The organism is Rhizobium quercicola (assembly GCF_021168455.1).
In the GTDB taxonomy this organism is placed as follows: domain Bacteria; phylum Pseudomonadota; class Alphaproteobacteria; order Rhizobiales; family Rhizobiaceae; genus Ferranicluibacter; species Ferranicluibacter quercicola.
Genome location: NZ_JAJOZR010000004.1, coordinates 1 through 19,405, shown reverse-complemented (window position 1 = coordinate 19,405; position 19,405 = coordinate 1). Strand labels below are relative to the sequence as shown.

Sequence of the window (19,405 nt, the reverse complement as noted above, 5' to 3'; positions counted from 1 at the left end):
TGGGGCAATCCATGGCGGCCTGCCGGAAGGGACGTCACGCGTCCTGTCCGGCCAACGAAACGAGGATGCCGCCATGACCACGCTTTCCCACCGCAGCGCCGTGGAGCCCTTCCACGCCATGGATGTGCTGGCGGAGGCGACGCGCCGCCGCGATGCCGGCTTCCCGGTGATCTCCATGGCCGTGGGGCAGCCGAGCCATCCCGCGCCCAGGGCCGCACTCGATGCGGCCCGGGCGGCGCTGGAGCATGGACGGCTCGGCTATACGGATGCGCTCGGCACGCTGTCGCTGCGCACGGCGATATCGCTTCACTACCAGCAGCACTATGGCATTTCGGTCGATCCCCGGCGCATCGCGGTGACGACCGGCTCTTCGGCCGGTTTCAACCTTGCCTTCCTCGCGCTGTTTGATCCCGGCGACCGCGTCGCGATCGCGCGGCCGGGCTATCCCGCCTATCGCAACATCCTCGCGGCGTTAGGACTGAAGGTCGTGGAGGTCGATGCCGATGCCTCGAACGGCTTCACGCTGACGCCTCAGGGACTGGCGGACGCGGAAGCGCGTGAGGGCGGACCGATCCGCGGTGTGCTCCTGGCAAGTCCGGCGAACCCGACGGGAACCGTGACCGGACGGGCGCAATTGCAGGCGCTGGCGGACTATTGCGCCGCACGGAATATCACCTTCATCTCGGATGAAATCTATCACGGGCTCACCTTCGTCGGCGAGGAGACGACGGCACTCGCCGTGACGGACGCCGCCGTGGTCATCAATTCCTTCTCCAAATACTATTGCATGACCGGCTGGCGGATCGGCTGGATGGTGCTGCCGGAGGACAAGGTGCGCGGCTTCGAGCGGATCGCGCAGAGCCTCTACATCTCGCCGCCGGAACTGTCGCAGATCGCGGCCGAAGCGGCATTGGGCGCATCGGCCGAGCTCGAAGTCTACAAGGAAAGCTACGCCGTCAACCGCGCACGACTTCTCAAGCGTTTGCCGGAACTCGGCTTCACCATCGCCTCGCCGATGGACGGCGCGTTCTACGCCTATGTCGATGCCGGCCGCTTCACGAACGACAGCATGGCCTTCGCCCATCGCATGCTCGCCGAGATCAATGTGGCGGCCACACCCGGACGCGACTTCGATCCGGTCGAAGGCCACCGCGCCATGCGGTTCTCCTATGCCGGCGCGCCGGCGGAGATCGAAATCGCCATCGAGCGCATGGCGGCCTGGCTGAAACCATAGCGGCGCCAAAGGGTTCGACGGAACGGCGGACTCAGATCGCGAGCCACTTGATTCAAAGCCTGAGGTTCGCGGCAGGCGTCCGGGACGGTCTTGCTCGACGGGAACCGTTGAGCAACAGGCGCATGTCCCTCTCAACCGTCTCACGCAGTCCGAGAATGTAGACCGAAAAAGGCCAGCCGGATCGCTCCGGCTGGCATTTGTGTTCATTCGGTCGACATGAGCGGCCTACAGGAAGCCGCGCTTCTGCCACCAGCCGCCCTTCTTGGGCTTGACCTCTTCGGCCGCGTCATCGCCGGTTGCCGCCGAGGAGCGGACCAGTGGTTCGCTGGCGATCGTCTCGATGTTCCGGTTGTTGCGTACCGGCTTGTCGTCCGAAGCGTCGGCAGGGCTTTCGACCGGCGTCTCGACCGCCACATGGGCCTCGTCGCTTTCGCCCAGAGAGGCGGATGCCTCTTCGGTGCGGGCTTCCTCGGAGGCGGGTGCCGTTTCGCTTGCAACGGCGTCCGGCGTGGCTTCGACGGCAGCCTGGGCGGCCTCGTCCGTCGAACCCGCGTCGGCGTCTGCTGCCGGCTGGGCAACGACATCCGTTACCAGATCCTGCGGCGAACGACGGCGGCGGCTCCGCTTGCGCGCAACGGGTGCTTCACCGCTGTCGTCGGTTTCGGCAACCGCATCGTCGGCCAGGCCGTCTGCTTCCGCAGCGGTCGCCTGATCCTCGACCGCATCCTCTTCCGAGTCTCCAGCGTCATCGACGACATCGGCAAGCGACAGGGCGTCGGTGCGGGCGCCGGCGTCACCGGCATCCGCCGTTGCCGCTTCGTCCGAACCGGCTTCGATCTCGCCATCCTTGTTGCGGCGACCGCCACGCTTGCCGCGACGGCGACGCTTGCGCTTCTGGCGATCTTCGCCGTTGCCGCCTTCGGTCTGTTCCGCGGCCACGGCATCATCTGCCTCGTCCTCGTCGTCACCCTCGTCGGCGTCTTCGTCGGACGCGACGTCGGAGCCGGTTGCGTCGGCAGACGTTTCGGCTTCGCCATCACGGCCGCCACGACGGCGACGACGGCGCTTGCGCTTGCGACCGTTCTGGTCGTCGCCATTCTCGCGCTCGGCCCGATCCGGACGCTCGGCCTTTTCGGGCTTCGCCTCGATCAGCAGCTCTTCGTCGTCCTCGATCTCGTCCTCGATGACGATATCGTCATCCTCGTCCTCGACAGGCGCTTCGAACTGGAGCAGCTGCTCGATCTTGACCGGGTTCTCGACGGCTTCGCCGCGATCGATCGCGAAGTGCAGCGCGCCGACATGCGCATCCGCCTCGACCACGATGGCGACGCCGAAACGGGCCTCGTAATCGGTGATCGTGGAGCGCTTGTAGTTCAGCAGGTAGAGCGCGATCTCCGGCGTGGCACGCACGGTGATGTCATGCGTCGTGTTCTTGAGGAGATATTCCTCGACGCCGCGCAGGACATGCAGGGCAACGGAGGACTGCGACCGCACGACACCGGTACCCGCACAATGCGCGCAGACCTGCGTGGTCGATTCGAGAACCGAGGCGCGGATGCGCTGGCGCGACATTTCCAGAAGGCCGAAGTGCGAGATGCGGCCGACCTGAATGCGGGCGCGATCGTTCTTCAGATGGTCCTTGAGGCGCTTTTCGACCGAACGGTTGTTGCGCTTCTCTTCCATGTCGATGAAGTCGACGACGACGAGGCCGGCAAGGTCGCGCAAGCGAAGCTGGCGGGCGACCTCTTCGGCCGCTTCCAGATTGGTCTGGAGCGCCGTGTCCTCGATCGAATGTTCGCGGGTCGAACGGCCGGAGTTGACGTCGATCGCGACCAGGGCCTCGGTCTGGTTGATGATGATGTAGCCACCGGACTTCAGCGTCACCTGCGGCTGCAGCATGCGGTCGAGCTGCGCCTCGATGCCGGAGCGCGAGAAGATCGGATGCACGTCGCGATACGGCTGAACCACCTTGGCGTGGCTCGGCATCAGCATCTTCATGAAGGCCTTCGCTTCGCGATAGCCTTCCTCGCCGGACACGACGATCTCGCTGATATCCTTGTTGTAGAGGTCGCGGATCGAGCGCTTGATCAGCGATCCCTCTTCATACACGAGGCACGGCGCCGTGGAGGCGAGCGTCAGCGTGCGGACGTTTTCCCAGAGGCGCATCAGATATTCGAAGTCGCGCTTGACCTCGACCTTGGTGCGGTTGGCACCGGCGGTGCGCAGGATGACGCCCATGCCCTGGGGAACGTCGAGCGCGCGGGCGATTTCCTTCAGGCGCTTGCGGTCCGGCAGGTTGGTGATCTTGCGGGAAATACCGCCGCCACGCGCCGTGTTCGGCATCAGAACGGAATATCGGCCGGCGAGCGACAGATAGGTGGTGAGGGCCGCGCCCTTGTTGCCGCGTTCTTCCTTGGCGACCTGAACGAGCAGGATCTGGCGACGCTTGATGACTTCCTGGATGCGGTACTGCTTGCGCGGGCGTCGTTCCTTCCGGTCCGGCACTTCTTCCATCGCATCTTCGGCGCCAACCGATTCGATGACTTCCTTTTCCTCGTGATGACCATCGTCATCATCGTCGTCATGGCCGCGACGGCGGCTCGGCGCTTCGGAAATCGTATCGGCATCGACCATCGCGGCCATTTCGCCGTTCGGGCCACGGCCTTCGTCGGTCTCGTCGCCATCCGTAGCATCGGCCGTCGAAACGCCTTCGGCAGCCGCTTCGGCCTCGGCGGCTTCCGCAGCGATGGCCTTCTTGGAGCGGCGGGCGCGCTTCGGCTTAGCCTTCGGCGCGTCCTCGACGGCGGCGGGCTCGACTGCGATCGCTTCGGCCGGGGCTTCGTGCTTGACGACACCTTCGACGGCATCGGCGGCAGCGCCATCGGCGACGTCGGAAACGGCAAGGTCGGCAGCCGCTGTTTCAGCCGGTGCTTCCGCTTCGTCCTGCGCGGCAGCTTCGACGGGCGAAGCCTCGACGGCAGCGGCGGGCGAAACCTCTTCGGCGTCGTCTTCCGAGGCATCGTCATCGGAGTCGAGATCCGTGCCGGTCTCGACATGCTCGATGTCGTCGTCGCGACGGGCCTCTTCAGCCTCGGCGCGCAGCAGTGCCTGACGGTCGGCCAGCGGGATCTGGTAATAGTCGGGGTGGATTTCGGCGAAGGCGAGGAAGCCGTGACGGTTGCCGCCGTAATCGACGAACGCGGCCTGAAGCGAAGGTTCGACGCGCGTTACCTTCGCCAGGTAGATATTGCCGCGAATCTGTTTCTTGTGTTCCGACTCGAAGTCGAATTCTTCTATGCGGTTGCCACGTACGACAACGACCCGCGTCTCCTCAGCGTGAGACGCATCGATAAGCATTTTCTCTGCCATGTAGGTTGTGCTCCTCGGCGTGAGCGTGACAGGGCAGGAAAAGGACGTCCCGGAGGCGGTTCCCCACGCAGGTCACGGCGTTCGCCGGATAGATAAATTCCCGAAGGATACCGGTCATGGGCAAACAGCCGGACGGCAGAGGCAAGCGTTCCGTTTCCGGCGCTTTCCGCTTCTGACCGATCCTGCTGCGTCAACATGAGATACCAAACAAGGAATGCCAAAGTCATAGGCCTTGTGGCCCGATGAGTGTGCCCTTTGCGGGGCGTGGTGTCAGACACCGTATCTTCCGGCCACCGCCGGATTGTTCTCGATTCGGAATGCGATGAAAAGTGAAGCGACGGCGGATGAAACACGCTTGCTGCGAGGACATGACGGCCGGAAGCGCGTAGTCCGCTTCCCGATCATGCTCTGGCGCCAGGGTTTTGCCCCTTGGCTGCCCGGTCGTGGAATCTATCCCGTCAACACTTTTTACCTCTGCTACGTTTATGGTTTTCATGTCACAATGGCAAGAGAAAAGCCTTTGCGCCTTAATATTGATGGAATTGCTTGTCTCGTTTTGGCGCAGCGGCATCGTGCCCCGAGGGGGATGCCGGACCGGCCGAAACCTGGCGGTAAGACTCGATTAACCTCGATGCGGCAAGGATGCGGATCCGACGGCTGGCAGGGCTGCGCGTCGGACGATGTGTATCGTTCCGCCAGGTCGGCCGAAGCCCTTGCGAGGAGAGACTGTTGCAGCGGAAGACGGGGCAGGACACGGATGGACAGCGGATGGCGATGCAGGCCTCGCCGCATTGCGGGCCGCGTTGGCGCTTCCCATCCCTGTCGGCATGTCTTGCGGGCGTGGTCATCGCGCTGGGAACGGCCGGTGCGCTGCAGGCGGAACCGGTCTCCGGGCAGGGGCCGCTGCTCGCTTACGGCATGCGCATCGCCGGCGACGATGCCCGCACGCGCGTCGTGGTCGATTTCGACCGGAAGCCCGACATCTTCGTCCACTATGTCGATAATCCACCCCGCGTCATCGTCGATCTTCCCGAAACGTCCTTCGGCGTGAAACCGGAGGACGCGCAGGCGAGGGGGCTCTTCAAGGACATCCGCTTCGGCGCCATGGGCGCAAGCAGCGCCCGCCTCGTGCTCACGGCGACGAAGCCGGTCGAGATCACGGTGGCGGACGTGAAGACCGACGATGGCGGCAAGAGCTACCGCCTCGTGCTGGATGCCGAGCGGGTCGAGAAGAAACGTTTTGCCGAACTTCTGACCGAACAGACCTGGACCGGCAGCGTCGCGCTGACGAAGGCGCCGCGCGTCGATGAGCCGGCGCCCGCGTCCAGCGACTTCATCATCGCCGTCGATGCCGGTCACGGCGGCATCGATACCGGTGCGATCGGCGTCGATACCAAGATGGAAGAGAAGGCCGTCACGCTGGCGTTTGCCAAGGAACTGGCGGAGACGCTGAACCGCGAGCCGGGCATCAAGGCCGTTCTGACGCGCGACGACGACGAATTCCTGTCTCTGTCCGAGCGCGTGCTCATCGCCCGGCAGAAGCAGGCGAAACTCTTCATCTCGCTGCATGCCGACACGCTGAAGCAGCACGATATTCGCGGCGCCACCGTCTACACGATCTCGGACAAGGCGTCCGACCATCTGGCGGCGAGCCTGGCGGAGCGCGAAAACCTGTCCGATCAGCTGGCCGGTGTGCCGCTGGCCGACGAGCCGGCCGAGGTCGCCGACATCCTGATCGATCTCACGCGGCGCGAGACGCAGGCCTTCTCGGTCAATCTCGCGCGCTCGATCATCGCGTCCTTCGAGGGGCAGATCAACCTGATCAACAATCCCCACCGCTTTGCCGGGTTTCAGGTGCTGCGGGCAGCGGACGTCCCCTCCATTCTGCTCGAACTCGGCTTCATGTCCAACAAGGAGGACGAGAAGCTTCTGGTCGATCCGGCGTGGCGCAAGAAGGTGTCCGAGCGCATCGCAGCCGCTGTCCGCCGCTACCGGGGCGGCGCCCTGGCCGACGGTGGCTGATCGCTGAGAGCGGCAGCCGTCCTCGGGAGCCGGAGATACGACCGGGAGTGGACGTAAAAATTCACGACGACTTACGTTATTTCGTGTCGCCCGGGCCACAGCCGCTGTGGCTTCCGCGGGCTGAACGGGCTAAACTGGGCCAAGAGCCCTATTTTCCTCACATTCCCGTCGCTATCCCTCAAGCCGAAATCGACGGCCCGGGAATCGCCATACGGGTATCAATGGCTCGGGGCGATGGCCGGCGGACCGGAACGGGCGGCATCGACAGGATGTCGATCCGGATCGAGCGTTCAGGTACCTCTCGTCCGGAAGGATGGGGCGACCTCGACGTCTTCGGCGATGACATCGCGGCCCGTGGGGCGCGACGCCGTGAGTGACGACATGCGGAAAGATGCGGCGGGATCGCTGCCTTTCCTTTGATAGCGACGACGAAGGGACCGGTAGCCAACCGATGATCAGACTGATTGGATACTTCTTCGGCGCCGGCGCCTTCCTCGTCCTCATCGCGGCGGCGGCGGCGGCACTCTATCTCGGCAACCTCAACAAGGACCTGCCGGATTACGAGGTGCTGGCCAGCTATGCGCCTCCGGTCACCACGCGCGTCCACGCCGGCAATGGCGAGCTCATGGCCGAGTACGCCCGCGAGCGTCGCCTCTACCTGCCGATCCAGGCCATTCCCGACCGCGTCAAGGCGGCCTTCATCTCCGCGGAAGACAAGAACTTCTACCAGCATCCCGGCGTCGATCTCATGGGTCTCGGCCGCGCGATCCTCGTCAACGTGCAGAACATGGGCTCCGGCCGCCGCCCGGTCGGCGCCTCGACCATCACGCAGCAGGTTGCCAAGAACTTCCTTCTCTCCGCCGACCAGACGATCGACCGCAAGATCAAGGAAGCGATCCTTTCCTTCCGCATCGAGCAGGCCTATTCGAAGGACCGCATTCTCGAGCTGTATCTCAACGAGATCTTCTTCGGCCTGAACTCCTACGGCATTGCCGGCGCGGCGCTGACCTATTTCGACAAGTCGGTGACCGAGCTCACCATCGCCGAAACGGCCTATCTCGCAGCCCTGCCGAAGGGCCCGTCCAACTATCACCCCTTCCGGCACGAGGCTGCAGCGCTCGAGCGCCGCAACTGGGTCATCGACCGCATGGTGGAGAACGGTTATGTGACGCGGGCCGACGGCGACGAGGCGAAGACCCAGCCGCTCGGCGTGTCCGTGCGCCGCGGTGGTTCGCACCTCTTTGCGTCCGATTATTTCGCCGAAGAGGTCCGTCGCCAGATCATCCAGCGTTACGGCGACAATGCGCTCTACGAAGGCGGTCTCTCCGTTCGCACCTCGCTCGATCCGAAGATCCAGGTCGAAGCCCGCAGGGCCCTGCAGGACGGGCTCGTCAACTACGACGAGCGCCGCGGTTTCCATGGTCCGCTGAAGAGCATCGAGATCGGCGGCGATTGGGGTGTCGCCCTCGGCAAGCTCGACGCGCTCTCCGACGTGCCGGAATGGAAGCTCGCCGTCGTGCTTGCGGTGGATGAAAAGGGTGCCGAGATCGGTGTCCAGCCGTCCAAGGATGGTGCCGGCAAGGTCGGCCCCGACCGCGTGACCGGCCGGATCTCGGCAAAGAACATGCAGTGGGCGTACCGCTCGTCCGAAGGCAATCGCCGCACGGCGCGCTCGCCGGAAGGCGTGGTCGGTCCCGGCGACGTCATCTATGTCGAGCCGCTGGAGTCGGATGGCGACTATCGCCTGCGCCAGCCGCCGAAGGTTCAGGGCGGTCTCGTGGCCATGGACCCGCAGACGGGCCGTGTGCTCGCCATGGTCGGCGGCTTCTCCTACGGGCAGTCCGAGTTCAACCGTGCGACGCAGGCCATGCGCCAGCCGGGCTCCTCCTTCAAGCCCTTCATCTATGCGGCCGCGCTCGACAACGGCTACACCCCGGCATCCGTCATTCTCGATGCGCCGTTCGAACTCGTGACCGGTGGTCAGGTCTGGCGCCCGGAAAACTACGGCGGCGGTTCGGCCGGCCCCTCCACGCTGCGTCTCGGCATCGAAAAGTCGCGCAATCTGATGACGGTGCGGCTGGCGAATGACATGGGCATGAACCTTGTCGCCGAATATGCCGAGCGGTTCGGCATCTACGACAAGATGCTGCCGGTTCTCGCCATGTCGCTCGGCTCCGGCGAGACCACCGTCATGCGCATGGTTTCGGCCTATTCGGTTATTGCCAATGGCGGCAAGCAGATCAAGCCCTCTCTGATCGACCGTATTCAGGACCGGTACGGCAAGACCATCTTCCGCCATGAGGAGCGGACCTGCGAGACCTGCAACGCCCCCGACTGGCAGGAACAGGACGAGCCGACATTGACCGACAATCGCGAGCAGGTGCTCGACCCGATGACGGCCTACCAGATCACGTCCATGATGGAAGGCGTCGTGCAGCGGGGCACCGCGGCCGGCAAGGTCACGCTCGATCGCCCGGTGGCCGGCAAGACCGGAACGACCAACGACGAGAAGGACGCCTGGTTCGTCGGCTATACCCCGGATCTCGTGGCTGGCCTCTATCTCGGCTTCGACAACCCGGCCCCCCTGGGGCGTGGCGGCACCGGCGGCAGTCTCGCAGCCCCTGTCTTCAACGAGTTCATGCAGGCAGCCCTTGCCGGAACCCGCCCGACCAAGTTCGTTTCGCCGGAAGGCATGAGCCTCGTGCCCGTCAACCGCAAGACCGGCATGGCGGCCGCCGAAGGCGATCCGGATACGATCATCGAGGCGTTCAAGCCGGGTACCGGACCTGCGGACACCTTCTCGGTCATCGGCGGCGCCGATGCCTATGTACCGCCGGAGGAGATCCTGCGCACGTCGCCCCAGGCCAATCAGGCGGTCACCTCGGGCTCCAACGGCCTGTTCTAGCCATCACCCGATCGCGATGCGCCCGCTGCCTTTACATCGGCGGCGGGCGTCGCTATCTCACGGGCACCGTATCCGGCACGATCAAGAAAAAGAGACAATGCGCAACGAAATCGAGAATATCGTCGACGAGATCAAGCAGGCCGTAAGCCTGCTGAGGAGGCATCTTTGACTGGGATCAGGCGGTAAGACGACTGGACTGGCTGAACAACAAGGCGGAAGACCCGGCCTTGTGGAACGATGCCGCAGAAGCACAGAAGCTGATGCGCGAACGCCAGAGCCTGGACGAGGGCATCAACAGCGTGCGTGCTTTCGAGCAGCAACTCAAGGACTGCATCGAACTCATCGAGCTTGGCGAGGAAGAGGGTGATGCCGACATCATCCGCGATGCCGAGGACACGCTGAAGGTTCTGCGCACCGAGGCCGCCCGACGCCAGGTCGAAGCGATGCTTTCCGGCGAAGCCGACAGCAACGACACCTATCTCGAAGTCCACTCCGGCGCGGGCGGCACCGAGAGCCAGGACTGGGCGAACATGCTTTTGCGCATGTACACGCGCTGGGCGGAGCGTCAGGGCTACAAGGTCGAACTCATGGAAATCCATGATGGGGAAGAAGCCGGCATCAAGTCCGCGACGCTTCTCGTCAAGGGTCACAATGCCTATGGCTGGATGAAGACCGAATCGGGCGTTCACCGCCTGGTGCGCATCTCGCCCTATGACAGCAATGCCCGCCGCCACACCTCGTTCTCCTCCGTCTGGGTCTATCCGGTGGTGGATGATTCGATCCAGATCGACATCAACGAAAGCGACTGCCGTATCGACACCTACCGGTCGTCCGGCGCTGGCGGACAGCACGTCAACACCACCGACTCGGCCGTCCGCATCACCCACATGCCGTCGGGCATTGTGGTTCAGTGCCAGCAGGAGCGCTCGCAGCATAAGAACAAGGCCAAGGCCTGGGACATGCTGCGCGCCCGTCTCTACGAGTCCGAACTGAAGAAGCGCGAGGAAGCCGCCAATGCGGAGGCTGCCTCCAAGACCGAGATCGGCTGGGGCCACCAGATCCGCTCCTACGTCCTGCAGCCCTATCAGCTGGTGAAGGATCTTCGCACCGGCGTCGAAAGCACGGCTCCCTCGGACGTTCTCGATGGTGCGCTGAACGACTTCATGGAAGCGGCGCTCGCGCACCGCGTCAATGGCGGCGCCGACGCCGCGGTCGACGATCTGAACTGACACCCGGCGGCCGCGTGACAGCGCGGCCGCTCGTCTGCCGACTCTAACGCGACCTAGTTCGATTCGCGCTCGATGCGGATGTCGCCCAGCTCGTCGATCAGCACCGTCCAGGTCTCCACATCCGTCGCGGCAGGGTCCGTGCGCAGATAGACGGTTGCAAACAATCCCGGCTGCTGCGTCACCCCGTCGGACGTCTCCGGCCGGATGTCGGTCACGAACGCCTTCATCTTCGAGAACTCGTCCAGCTCGGCGGACGATACGATCTTCGGCCCGGCCGGGTCGAGCGCAATCTGTTGCAGCACGATATGCGCCGTACCGTCTTGCTGGCGCAGGGCAATCAGCTTGTAATAGCCCTTCTGCGCGGCGCTCGCAGGCGGGGCGGCAGAGGGAGCCTTGCCCCGGGGATCGAGAACGGCCGAGGGGTCGCCGCTATCCTCCCAGAAGCCGGAGCTCGTCACGAAGGTGACGTTGGCGGGCAGCACGTCCTCCGCCTGGACGGCGGCCGGACAGACCGCGGCCGTCCCGGCAAGCATGGCGATCCACATCATACGCATCATCAGGCAACCCCGTCCCGCAGGCGATTCCACTCGGTTGGGTAAGCCTGCCATAGAATTCATCTCGAATCGAATCAGTTGGAAAACTGCTCCGCCAGAATGCGATCCGACCAGGAATAATCGGGATCGGACAGGATTCGCGCCGTCATCTCCTCGGATTCTGCGATGCGCACGGAGACGACGGATTTTACCTCGACATGGTCGGCCACCGCATTGACCGGCCGCTTGTCCGTCTCGAGAATCTCGATTTCCACTGTCACCTTGTTGGGAAGGAGCGCGCCGCGCCAGCGGCGAGGGCGGAAGGGGCTGACGGGCGTCAGGGCGAGAAGCGGCGCTTCGAGCGGCAGGATGGGGCCGTGGGCGGAGAGATTGTAGGCGGTCGATCCGGCGGGGGTGGAGAGGAGGATGCCGTCGCAGATCAGCTCTTCCAGCCGCACACGCCCGTCGACCGTGATCTTCAGCTTTGCCGCCTGATAGGATTGCCGGAAGAGGTAGACCTCGTTGATGGCGAGCGCGCTGAAGGTCTGCCCCTCGCTGTCGCGCGTCTGCATCTCCAACGGACGGAAGGCGTTCTCCACGGCATTTTCCAGCCGTTCCCGCAGGTTCTCGGTGCTGTAGCGGTTCATCAGGAACCCGACCGAGCCGCGGTTCATGCCGTAGACCAGCTTGCCGGTGTTCATCGTCTTGTGGAGCGTCTGCAGCATGAAGCCGTCGCCGCCGAGCGCGACGATGACGTCGGCCGCGTCGGGATCGGCATTGCCGTAAATGGCCGTCAGTTCCGCTGCCGCTTTCTGCGCTTCCTCCGCCTGCGATGGAGCAAAGGCGATCGTCTCGAAGGTGCGTAGCATGAGGTGCCTTGCCATTGCCTGGACACGCCGCCGAGGGCGGCAGGGGCCGATGCCGGCCGAGCGCCATCATGCATAAAATCCCGCAGTATGAAAGGGATAGCGAAAAGAAAGGACGGTATCCGAAGCATGTCCGCAAGGCCGATGCAGGGCGAATCGCTCTCTTCCGGCGTCGATAAACGAAAACGCCGCAGGCTTTCCGGGCATGCGGTGTTTTCCGATCGGCCCGCCGGCGCCGCCGTCTGTCCGGTCTTGTCGTCCGGAGCAGTCCACGTGCCGGCTGCGTCCTAGATCATGATCTCGCCGCCGGTGACCGGCACCACGGCACCGGTCATGTAGCTGCCCAGATCGGAGGCGAGCAGCACATAGGCGCCCGCCAGTTCGGCCGGCTGGCCGGCGCGGCCGAGTAGCGTCTGCTTGCCGAACTGTGCCGCTTTTTCCGCAGGCATGGTCGAGGGGATGAGCGGCGTCCAGATCGGCCCGGGCGCCACTGCGTTCACGCGAATGCCCTTCTCGGCCAGCATCTCGGCGAGACCCGCCGTAAAATTGGAGATCGCACCTTTGGTGGACGCATAGGCCAGAAGCTGCGGCGAGGGCTGCCGCGACTGGATCGACGTCGTGTTGACGATCGCGCTGCCCGGCTTCATGTGCGGCGCGGCGGCCTTCGAGAGGAAGAACGACGCATAGATGTTGGTCCGGAAGGTGGTGTCCCACTCGGCCGCGGTGATGTCGGCGATATCCTCATAGGTCCGCTGGAAGGCGGCATTGTTGACCAGAATATCGATGTGCCCGAGTTCGCCGACGGTCTTTTCGACCAGCGAAATGCAGTGATCTTCGGACTGGATGTCGCCGGACACCAGAATGCAGGTCCGGCCGGCGTCACGAACCCACTTTGCCGTCTCTTCCGCATCCTCGTCTTCGCTCAGATACGATATGACGATGTCGGCACCTTCGCGCGCATAGGCGATGGCCACGGCCCGACCGATGCCCGAATCGCCGCCGGTGATCAGGGCGACCTTGCCGTCCAGAAGGTGATTGCCCTTGTAGGTCGTCTCGCCATGATCCGGTAGAGGATCCATCAGCCGGGTCAGCCCGGGCGGGGTCTGCTGCTGTTCGGGATGGGGCGGCGTCGGTCTGCGGGCGTCGGACATGGATGTCTCCTTCTAGCGTTCCGACGCTAACGAGATCATCCTTACAACGTTCCCGACGATATGGCCCGCTGCCGACGCGGCGCGACGCATCGGCTGAAAATGCTCTAGGCGAGCGCCGACGCGAAGCGAAAGACGACATAACTAATTGCGGCAGTTGCCACCAAGGCGGTTGCGATCAACGAGGCATTCTTCATGCCGCGTGTCCTCGACGCAAATTGCGACCGTATTTTGTCTGTCGCGATGCCAGCTGTCGCGTTCGCGGCGAATGCCTTCGGCGACCATCTTCGTCGGGTCGCTTTCGCCCCGCGTCATGTGCTCGGCGACAATGGCCCATGCCGTCCGCAAGATATCGTCTGAAACCACAGGTCTCTCCTGATTGTCAGTAGGAGCTTACCCGCTCACGCTGAAGCGAAGCTTGTGTGTGGACGCGGAGATGGGATGTTCAAACACACTCGGTCGTGACGCGTGCGAAAGGACAACGGGAAAACACCTATGATTTCACCGTGCGTGCGTTACCTTGACCATCGATGCCGCAAGACGTCTTTCGGTGCACCGTTCAAAGATGGAGAAGGCATGTTCCTGCGCACAGTGGAATGGGCGAAAGCCGTTGCCGTGGTCGGCGATATCGCGAAGGGAACAGCAGCCGTGACGCTCCGCACCTATTCGCGCAGGGAGCCGAAGGCGGGCGGTGCGATCGACACCTATGGCTGGAGCTTTCAACAGGTCCAGGCCTATGGCCAGTCCGAAAAGCGCGCGACCCGTCTCGTGGGTGGCGATCAGCTCAGCCGCGCCCTTCTCGCCATCGCCACGCCGGAACACGAATTCTTCGCCTACGAGGTGGATGGCAGCGCGGACTATGAGGCCGAGGCCAAATGCCTGGTCAAGGAGTTCAACGATATCGCCGCCACCGTGGTTTCCGTCACCGTCGGCGCGGTCTCCATCTCCTGGTTTCTCGTCGCCCTCCACCAGAACAGCGACATCATCCACTGGAAGATGCGCTACCACGAACGGGATCAGCGGCCGGATATTTCGGGAGCGTGAGCTGTCGGTGTCCGCAGCTTTGATGAGAATGGCAAGGCCCCCCTACGCCGCTCCTTACTCACCTCTTCCCGATGCTTTGCCAAAATAGAAACCAAGTATGAGAAGCCACCCGCTGGTGATCCAATCTGGGACAGAGATCTGACTGCTGGTTATATGTGATAATAAAAAGCTGGGAACGATAAGAACTGTAACAGCCAGAGCAATGATGCCGGAAACAATATCGCCGTTTGCTAGAAATTCGAAAAGACTCTTGCTATGTTTTGCGCCGAGAACCTCAAGAAGAAAGATATCGTTCCCGTAAACCTCAATGGTTTTCTTCGTGACGTAAACACGATTGTTGTACGCTGGAATAGGACCGATCTCTCCATCGGGCATATCGAAGGCGACGGTGTAAAGCTCGCCACCTAGAAAATTTGACTGCACAGTCTGTATCATAAGATTGATCGCAGCAGGATTTCGCCGCTTTACTGCTTCGATCACTTTTTCCGCCACACCCGGTACAGTTTTGTCGCGCAAAGCAGTCGTGCCTGCATTGGTCAAGGGCGCGGACGAAATCGCGGACACGCAGCGCCGTCTGGCGCCAGTCGATGACGGCGATCTCCGCGACAGCATCGAGGTCACGCGGCCGCGACAGAGTACGCCGCCGTACTCCCAGCCCGGAGGCGCACGCGTCGCGGGAGAACTCGAGGCGATCGTGACCGCTGGAAACAGCGCCGTCAGATATGCCCATTTAGTCGAACACGGCACCACGAAGGCGCCGGCTCAGGCGTTCTTCTGGCCCGGGTTTCGCTTGGAGCGCAAGCGCGCACTCACCCGCATCAAGCGGTCAATCAGCAAGGCCATAAAGGAGACGAAAAAATGAGGATTTCGAGCTTTGAATATGACCGCGGATATGCCGCTGTCGAGGCAGCACGGCAGACGGGTTTCACTTTCGACGTCACTTTGAATGGCGCACCGGTCGCGGCGGCCGTCATGGCCGACGAGGAAGAAGGCACCGTTGAATTCTGCCGGCTAAACGAGGCGGGCGAAATCTACCTTACAGCCGAGGAGCATGCCTACGTCAACACGGCCTATGGCGCCGTCGTCGTCACGAAGCGCGCCGCGGCATGACACCGGAAATCGCCCTACAAGAAGCCATCCGAGCCCGCCTCGTTGCCACTCCCGGCGTCGTCGCGCTGGTCCCGGCTGACAACATCCGCGAGCGCAACGACCGACCGAACCCAAAACCCAGCATCATCCTGGGCGAAGGGCAGAGCGTCGACGAGGGGGACACGCTCGCTCGAGTCCGGATGCGCATGGTCCGCACCACGACGCGCGTCAATCAGGCGCTTGCTCAGACCTCGACGCGCATCGGCACGTGCGGGAAGGCCTTCGTCACCGGTCTGGCGGCCGGCGCTGCGATCGGCGCCCTGGAGGGCATCCGGCAGGCAGTGATCGACAGCACGAAGTCTGTGCTGGAAATGTCCGACCAAGCGAAGCGCGCCGGCGTTTCCTTCAAGGCATTCCAGGAACTGAAGTTCGTCGCGGAACAGAACCGCATCGGTATCGACAGCCTGACCGATGGCCTGAAGGAAATGTCCCTTCGCGCCGATGAGTTCATCAAAACCGGCGCCGGCTCGGCTGCAGAGTCGTTCAAGCGGCTCGGCTACAACGCTTCCGAACTGGCGCGCAAGCTTCAGGATCCCGACCAGCTTTTCCTCGAAATCATCGGCAAGCTTCAGCGCCTCGACAAGGCCGCGCAGATCCGCATTTCGGACGAGCTCTTCGGCGGCACCGGTGGCGAGCAGTTCGTGCAGCTGCTCACGAAGGGCGAGGCCGGCATTCGCGCGCAGATCAAGGCGGCGAACGATCTCGGCATTGTCATGGATGATCAGCTGATTGCGAAGGCCGAAGAGGTCGACCAGCAGTTCAATATCATCGCCAACACCATTGGCACGCATTTGAAGTCAGCCATCGTCGAGGCGTGTTCGGCGTGGTTCGAATTCCTGGACAGCTATAAGGAATTCGAAAACCAGAAGTCCAAGACGCTGGAGAACCGGCAGGCCGATCTGGGCATGAAGCGTCTCGATCTTGAGACGCAGATCCTCACCATTGGTGATGCCGAGCCGATGACGCGTCGGAAGCTGGAGGTGCAGCTGGCAGAGATCGCCGCCGAAGAGAGGATGATCGTCGAGGAGCTAAACAAGCGGGTCAAAGCTGTGCCGGCTGTCGTGCGCCCCAAGGGGCTTGCTACGACGTCGCGCACAATCACGCCGGCGGCGGACCAGGTTGATCGCATCGCACAGCGCGACGCGGCGATGACACAGAACTTCCTCACGCAACGGACGGCCGAAGCGGCCCGAAGCGAACTGCAAAAGGACATCGAAGCGCGTGCGGAGGTGATCCTCGCGGCGGCGGAGAAGGTGGGTGTGTCGCTGACGAAGGCGGCAGCCACCATCCAGGCATCGAGCGAGGTCGCGGCAGAGAACGCGACAGCGGCTACGACAGCATCCGTTGATTCCGCCACGGCGCTGATCAAGCAGTTCGAAGGTTTCAGCGCCAAGCCCTATTGGGACGTCAACGCGCTACGTGCCGGCTACGGGTCGGATACCGTCACGCTGTCGGACAACTCTGTCCAGCGCGTAACCGCTGGCATCTCGGTTTCCGTTGCCGACGCGAACCGCGACCTCACGCGCCGCATCGGTGAGTTTCAGAAAGGTATCGAGGGGCAGATCGGCGCCGATACCTTCCGGGCTATGACCGAAAACCAGCAGGCCGCCCTGACCTCGATCGCCTACAACTACGGCAGCCTGCCGGACCGGATCGTTGCGGCCATCAAGTCCGGTGACGCCGGCACCGTCAGCCAAGCCATCGGCGGGCTTGGTTCCGACAATGGCGGCGTGAACAGTGGCCGGCGCAAGCAAGAGTCCGAGCTCTATCTGTCGGATGCGCCTCAGGGCGTGCAGGACCGTGTGGCCGATCTTGAGGATCGGGCAAAGGAATATGCCGATCTCGTGACGCAGGCGCAGGCCTTCATCGCCACGCAGGGAACAGAGGCCACGGCCGTCGGCATGACAAAGGAGGCGGCCGCCGCCCTGCGTTACGAGCAGGAACTATTGAACCAGGCCAAACAGGCCGGCATCGATCTTAATCCGGACGAACTCACTCACCTGCAAGCTCTCGCCGAACAAATGGCAGCTGCCGAGGAAAAGACTCGAGGCCTGGTGCAGAGCCAAGAGGATCTCCAGCGCACCATGTCCGAGTTTGGACAGCTAGGATCGACGGTCGCAAAGGGCTTTGTGACCGACCTGATCAACGGCAAATCCGCGGCCGACGCATTCAAAAATGCCTTGGGCCAGATTGCGGACAAGCTTCTGTCCATGGCGCTCGACGGCTTGTTCGGCGGCGGCGCGGGCGGCGGCGGGGGTATCTTCGGTCAGCTTATCGGCGCATTCTTCGGCGGCTTCCGTGCCGAAGGCGGCCCGGTTTCCAGCGGCAAGAGCTACGTCGTCGGCGAACGAGGTCCGGAGATCTTCAACCCGGGGCAATCTGGCACGATCACGCCGAATGATCAGATCGGAGCCGCACCGCGATCCGCTGCAATGCCAGCGCCGGCCGCCCCGATGCCGCAAGCCCGCGATGTCTCGTCCGTCCAGTCCACAAAAGTCGATGTCGAGACGAGTCTTAAGGTTGGCGTCGATGTCGACTCGAGCGGCAATCTACTGCCGTTCGTCACGGAAATCTCCGAGAAGTCGGCCCAGAAGTCCTCCGCGCAGATGGCCAAGAAGATTCACAAGCAGCTGCCGGAGTCCGTCGCGCACATCAACCGCAACCCGAGGAACCGGCCATGAGGCTAGACCAACTCGAAAAGCTCTTGGTCGCTGCGCTGCGCTCCAGCATGGCCGGCCGGCCCACGGTGGTGCCGGAGCCGGGCCGACTGGTCTGGTCGTGGTTCATCGAATTATCCTCGACCCGCACGTACCATCCTGCCGGACCGAATGCCGTCAGCTTTGCCGAAATCGAGGCATGGGCGCGGTTGTCCGGTTGGACGCTTCAGGCACACCACATCCGCCTCCTGCGCGCTCTGGACGCGGCGTGGCTCGATGTAGCGTACGCGAGCCGCGGGGACGGGAAGACGAAACCAAAGAAGCCATCGGGCGCCCTGTCGGCCGATGCCTTCGACGCAGTGTTCGGGTGATGAAAGATGGTCTACCTCGCTCAATTCTCGCACACCAAGCCCCAGTCGAAGCAGATCTTACGCGGCGAGAGGCGCAAGTCCGTCATTTCCAAGATCATCGATATCCTGGACGATTTCAGATTGTCGAAGTTCGAGAACGAAGGTGCCATTCGCGCCGGCGTGCGGTCGGCTCTTTGCCTCTCAGGCAACGGCTGGCAACCGTCGGACAGCGAGGCGGCCGCGCTGCTGTCGGCCGCCTTCACGAAGATGGGGGCCAAGCGGTCGTCTTGGCTCGAAGGCCAGCGCGAGTTCACGGAGGCGACGGAGAACTGCATTCGTTGCGGCATACTGCTCGATCAGGACACGATCACCGCACGGGACCGGTTTTGCTCGGACCTATGCCGGGACTCGGCAAGGCTCTACCGCGAAGGCCTCGAAGGCGCCATCAACCGCAAGGTCTACGCGCGGTCATGGTACGTCGCCCTCCAGAAGAAGGCGCCGGCGCGATCGTGCTCGTTTTGCTCGACGGAATACCATAGCTCGTTTGCAGAGCAGAAATATTGCTCATACGATTGCTCGCACGCGGCCCAACGGGATCCTGCCAGACATCGGGAGTGCCAGCATTGCGGCACGGGTTTCAGGCAGAAGCAGTTGGGGAGCCGCCCGCAGCGCTATTGCAGCGTGGAGTGCCGAAAGGCCGACTGGAAGGCGGAGGAATACTCCTGCTGCATCTGCTCGACATCGTTCCTCGCCAAACACAAAAAGACAAAAAGATCGTGTCCCAGCGAGTGGTGTAGCTGGATTTCGTAGCCATCGGTAATTTCCGGTAGGGTCGGGTTGCTTAGAACCAACCTGAAGGACACCACCGATGACCGACGATATGATGAACCTGCGTTCGC

General features: G+C 63.1%; 15 protein-coding genes. 10 read left to right on the top strand and 5 right to left on the bottom strand.

The annotated features are described in order from the left end of the window. Positions 1-73 precede the first annotated feature (73 nt). On the top strand, positions 74-1,234 hold the full coding sequence (locus LRX75_RS06930; RefSeq protein ID WP_231813039.1) for a pyridoxal phosphate-dependent aminotransferase: 1,161 nt from the start codon (positions 74-76) through the stop codon (positions 1,232-1,234). Between the two features lie 225 nt (positions 1,235-1,459). Here the strand turns inward: LRX75_RS06930 and LRX75_RS06925 are convergent, their stop codons facing one another. Then, positions 1,460-4,603: an Rne/Rng family ribonuclease gene (locus LRX75_RS06925; protein ID WP_231813037.1), complete on the bottom strand. Its 3,144-nt coding sequence runs from the start codon at positions 4,601-4,603 to the stop codon at positions 1,460-1,462. Between the two features lie 768 nt (positions 4,604-5,371). Between LRX75_RS06925 and LRX75_RS06920 the strand changes: the two genes are divergently transcribed. The 3 genes from LRX75_RS06920 to prfB all read left to right on the top strand — a co-directional run bounded on the left by LRX75_RS06920 (position 5,372) and on the right by prfB (position 10,759). After that, positions 5,372-6,625: an N-acetylmuramoyl-L-alanine amidase gene (locus LRX75_RS06920; protein ID WP_420851170.1), complete on the top strand. Its 1,254-nt coding sequence runs from the start codon at positions 5,372-5,374 to the stop codon at positions 6,623-6,625. A gap of 451 nt (positions 6,626-7,076) precedes the next feature. Beyond that, complete coding sequence (locus LRX75_RS06915) at positions 7,077-9,530, top strand: penicillin-binding protein 1A (protein WP_231813034.1); 2,454 nt, start codon at positions 7,077-7,079, stop codon at positions 9,528-9,530. 97 nt (positions 9,531-9,627) lie between these two features. Continuing rightward, a protein-coding gene (gene prfB, locus LRX75_RS06910; protein WP_162742958.1) for a peptide chain release factor 2 occupies positions 9,628-10,759 on the top strand; the annotation gives its coding sequence in 2 pieces (ribosomal slippage) (positions 9,628-9,696 and positions 9,698-10,759; 1,131 coding nt in all). Between the two features lie 53 nt (positions 10,760-10,812). On the opposite strand, the gene LRX75_RS06905 is transcribed toward prfB, so the two are convergent. From LRX75_RS06905 to LRX75_RS06895, 3 genes are all read right to left on the bottom strand, one after another. Further along, positions 10,813-11,316: a hypothetical protein gene (locus LRX75_RS06905; RefSeq protein ID WP_420851162.1), complete on the bottom strand. Its 504-nt coding sequence runs from the start codon at positions 11,314-11,316 to the stop codon at positions 10,813-10,815. 71 nt (positions 11,317-11,387) lie between these two features. Continuing rightward, positions 11,388-12,161: an NAD kinase gene (locus tag LRX75_RS06900; RefSeq protein WP_231813032.1), complete on the bottom strand. Its 774-nt coding sequence runs from the start codon at positions 12,159-12,161 to the stop codon at positions 11,388-11,390. A gap of 284 nt (positions 12,162-12,445) precedes the next feature. Then, entirely contained in the window at positions 12,446-13,309 is an 864-nt protein-coding gene (locus LRX75_RS06895; protein ID WP_231813030.1) for an SDR family oxidoreductase, read from the bottom strand. Between the two features lie 573 nt (positions 13,310-13,882). Between LRX75_RS06895 and LRX75_RS06890 the strand changes: the two genes are divergently transcribed. Further along, entirely contained in the window at positions 13,883-14,350 is a 468-nt protein-coding gene (locus tag LRX75_RS06890) for a hypothetical protein (RefSeq protein ID WP_231813028.1), read from the top strand. Positions 14,351-14,404: 54 nt separating this feature from the next. On the opposite strand, the gene LRX75_RS06885 is transcribed toward LRX75_RS06890, so the two are convergent. Further along, the gene (locus LRX75_RS06885; protein WP_231813026.1) at positions 14,405-14,890 is read right to left on the bottom strand and encodes a hypothetical protein; all 486 of its coding nucleotides are present in this window, start codon (positions 14,888-14,890) and stop codon (positions 14,405-14,407) included. Here LRX75_RS06885 and LRX75_RS06880 point away from each other — a divergent pair. The 5 genes from LRX75_RS06880 to LRX75_RS06860 are packed head-to-tail and all read left to right on the top strand — an operon-like array spanning position 14,874 to position 19,316. Continuing rightward, positions 14,874-15,212, top strand: coding sequence for an HK97-gp10 family putative phage morphogenesis protein (locus LRX75_RS06880; RefSeq protein WP_231813024.1), 339 nt, complete (start codon positions 14,874-14,876; stop codon positions 15,210-15,212). The genes LRX75_RS06885 and LRX75_RS06880 overlap by 17 nt on opposite strands. After that, positions 15,209-15,460 carry a hypothetical protein gene (locus LRX75_RS06875; RefSeq protein WP_231813022.1) on the top strand — a complete coding sequence of 84 codons (252 nt, stop codon included), beginning with the start codon at positions 15,209-15,211 and terminating at the stop codon, positions 15,458-15,460. Before LRX75_RS06880 ends, LRX75_RS06875 begins: the two co-directional genes overlap by 4 nt. Then, positions 15,457-18,180 carry a glycoside hydrolase family protein gene (locus LRX75_RS06870; RefSeq protein ID WP_231813020.1) on the top strand — a complete coding sequence of 908 codons (2,724 nt, stop codon included), beginning with the start codon at positions 15,457-15,459 and terminating at the stop codon, positions 18,178-18,180. Before LRX75_RS06875 ends, LRX75_RS06870 begins: the two co-directional genes overlap by 4 nt. Beyond that, entirely contained in the window at positions 18,177-18,527 is a 351-nt protein-coding gene (locus LRX75_RS06865) for a phage tail assembly chaperone (protein ID WP_231813019.1), read from the top strand. The genes LRX75_RS06870 and LRX75_RS06865 overlap by 4 nt, the downstream gene beginning before the upstream one ends. Before the next feature lie 6 nt (positions 18,528-18,533). Beyond that, positions 18,534-19,316 carry a hypothetical protein gene (locus tag LRX75_RS06860; RefSeq protein ID WP_231813017.1) on the top strand — a complete coding sequence of 261 codons (783 nt, stop codon included), beginning with the start codon at positions 18,534-18,536 and terminating at the stop codon, positions 19,314-19,316. Positions 19,317-19,405: the final 89 nt, after the last annotated feature.

Coding starts and splice junctions, on each gene's coding strand:
- LRX75_RS06930 (WP_231813039.1), top strand. CDS start 74: ATGACCACGCTTTCCCACCGCAGCGCCGTGGAGCCCTTCCACGCCATG.
- LRX75_RS06925 (WP_231813037.1), bottom strand. CDS start 4,603: ATGGCAGAGAAAATGCTTATCGATGCGTCTCACGCTGAGGAGACGCGG.
- LRX75_RS06920 (WP_420851170.1), top strand. CDS start 5,372: ATGGCGATGCAGGCCTCGCCGCATTGCGGGCCGCGTTGGCGCTTCCCA.
- LRX75_RS06915 (WP_231813034.1), top strand. CDS start 7,077: ATGATCAGACTGATTGGATACTTCTTCGGCGCCGGCGCCTTCCTCGTC.
- LRX75_RS06905 (WP_420851162.1), bottom strand. CDS start 11,316: ATGATGCGTATGATGTGGATCGCCATGCTTGCCGGGACGGCCGCGGTC.
- LRX75_RS06900 (WP_231813032.1), bottom strand. CDS start 12,161: ATGCTACGCACCTTCGAGACGATCGCCTTTGCTCCATCGCAGGCGGAG.
- LRX75_RS06895 (WP_231813030.1), bottom strand. CDS start 13,309: ATGTCCGACGCCCGCAGACCGACGCCGCCCCATCCCGAACAGCAGCAG.
- LRX75_RS06890 (WP_231813028.1), top strand. CDS start 13,883: ATGTTCCTGCGCACAGTGGAATGGGCGAAAGCCGTTGCCGTGGTCGGC.
- LRX75_RS06875 (WP_231813022.1), top strand. CDS start 15,209: ATGAGGATTTCGAGCTTTGAATATGACCGCGGATATGCCGCTGTCGAG.
- LRX75_RS06870 (WP_231813020.1), top strand. CDS start 15,457: ATGACACCGGAAATCGCCCTACAAGAAGCCATCCGAGCCCGCCTCGTT.
- LRX75_RS06865 (WP_231813019.1), top strand. CDS start 18,177: ATGAGGCTAGACCAACTCGAAAAGCTCTTGGTCGCTGCGCTGCGCTCC.
- LRX75_RS06860 (WP_231813017.1), top strand. CDS start 18,534: ATGGTCTACCTCGCTCAATTCTCGCACACCAAGCCCCAGTCGAAGCAG.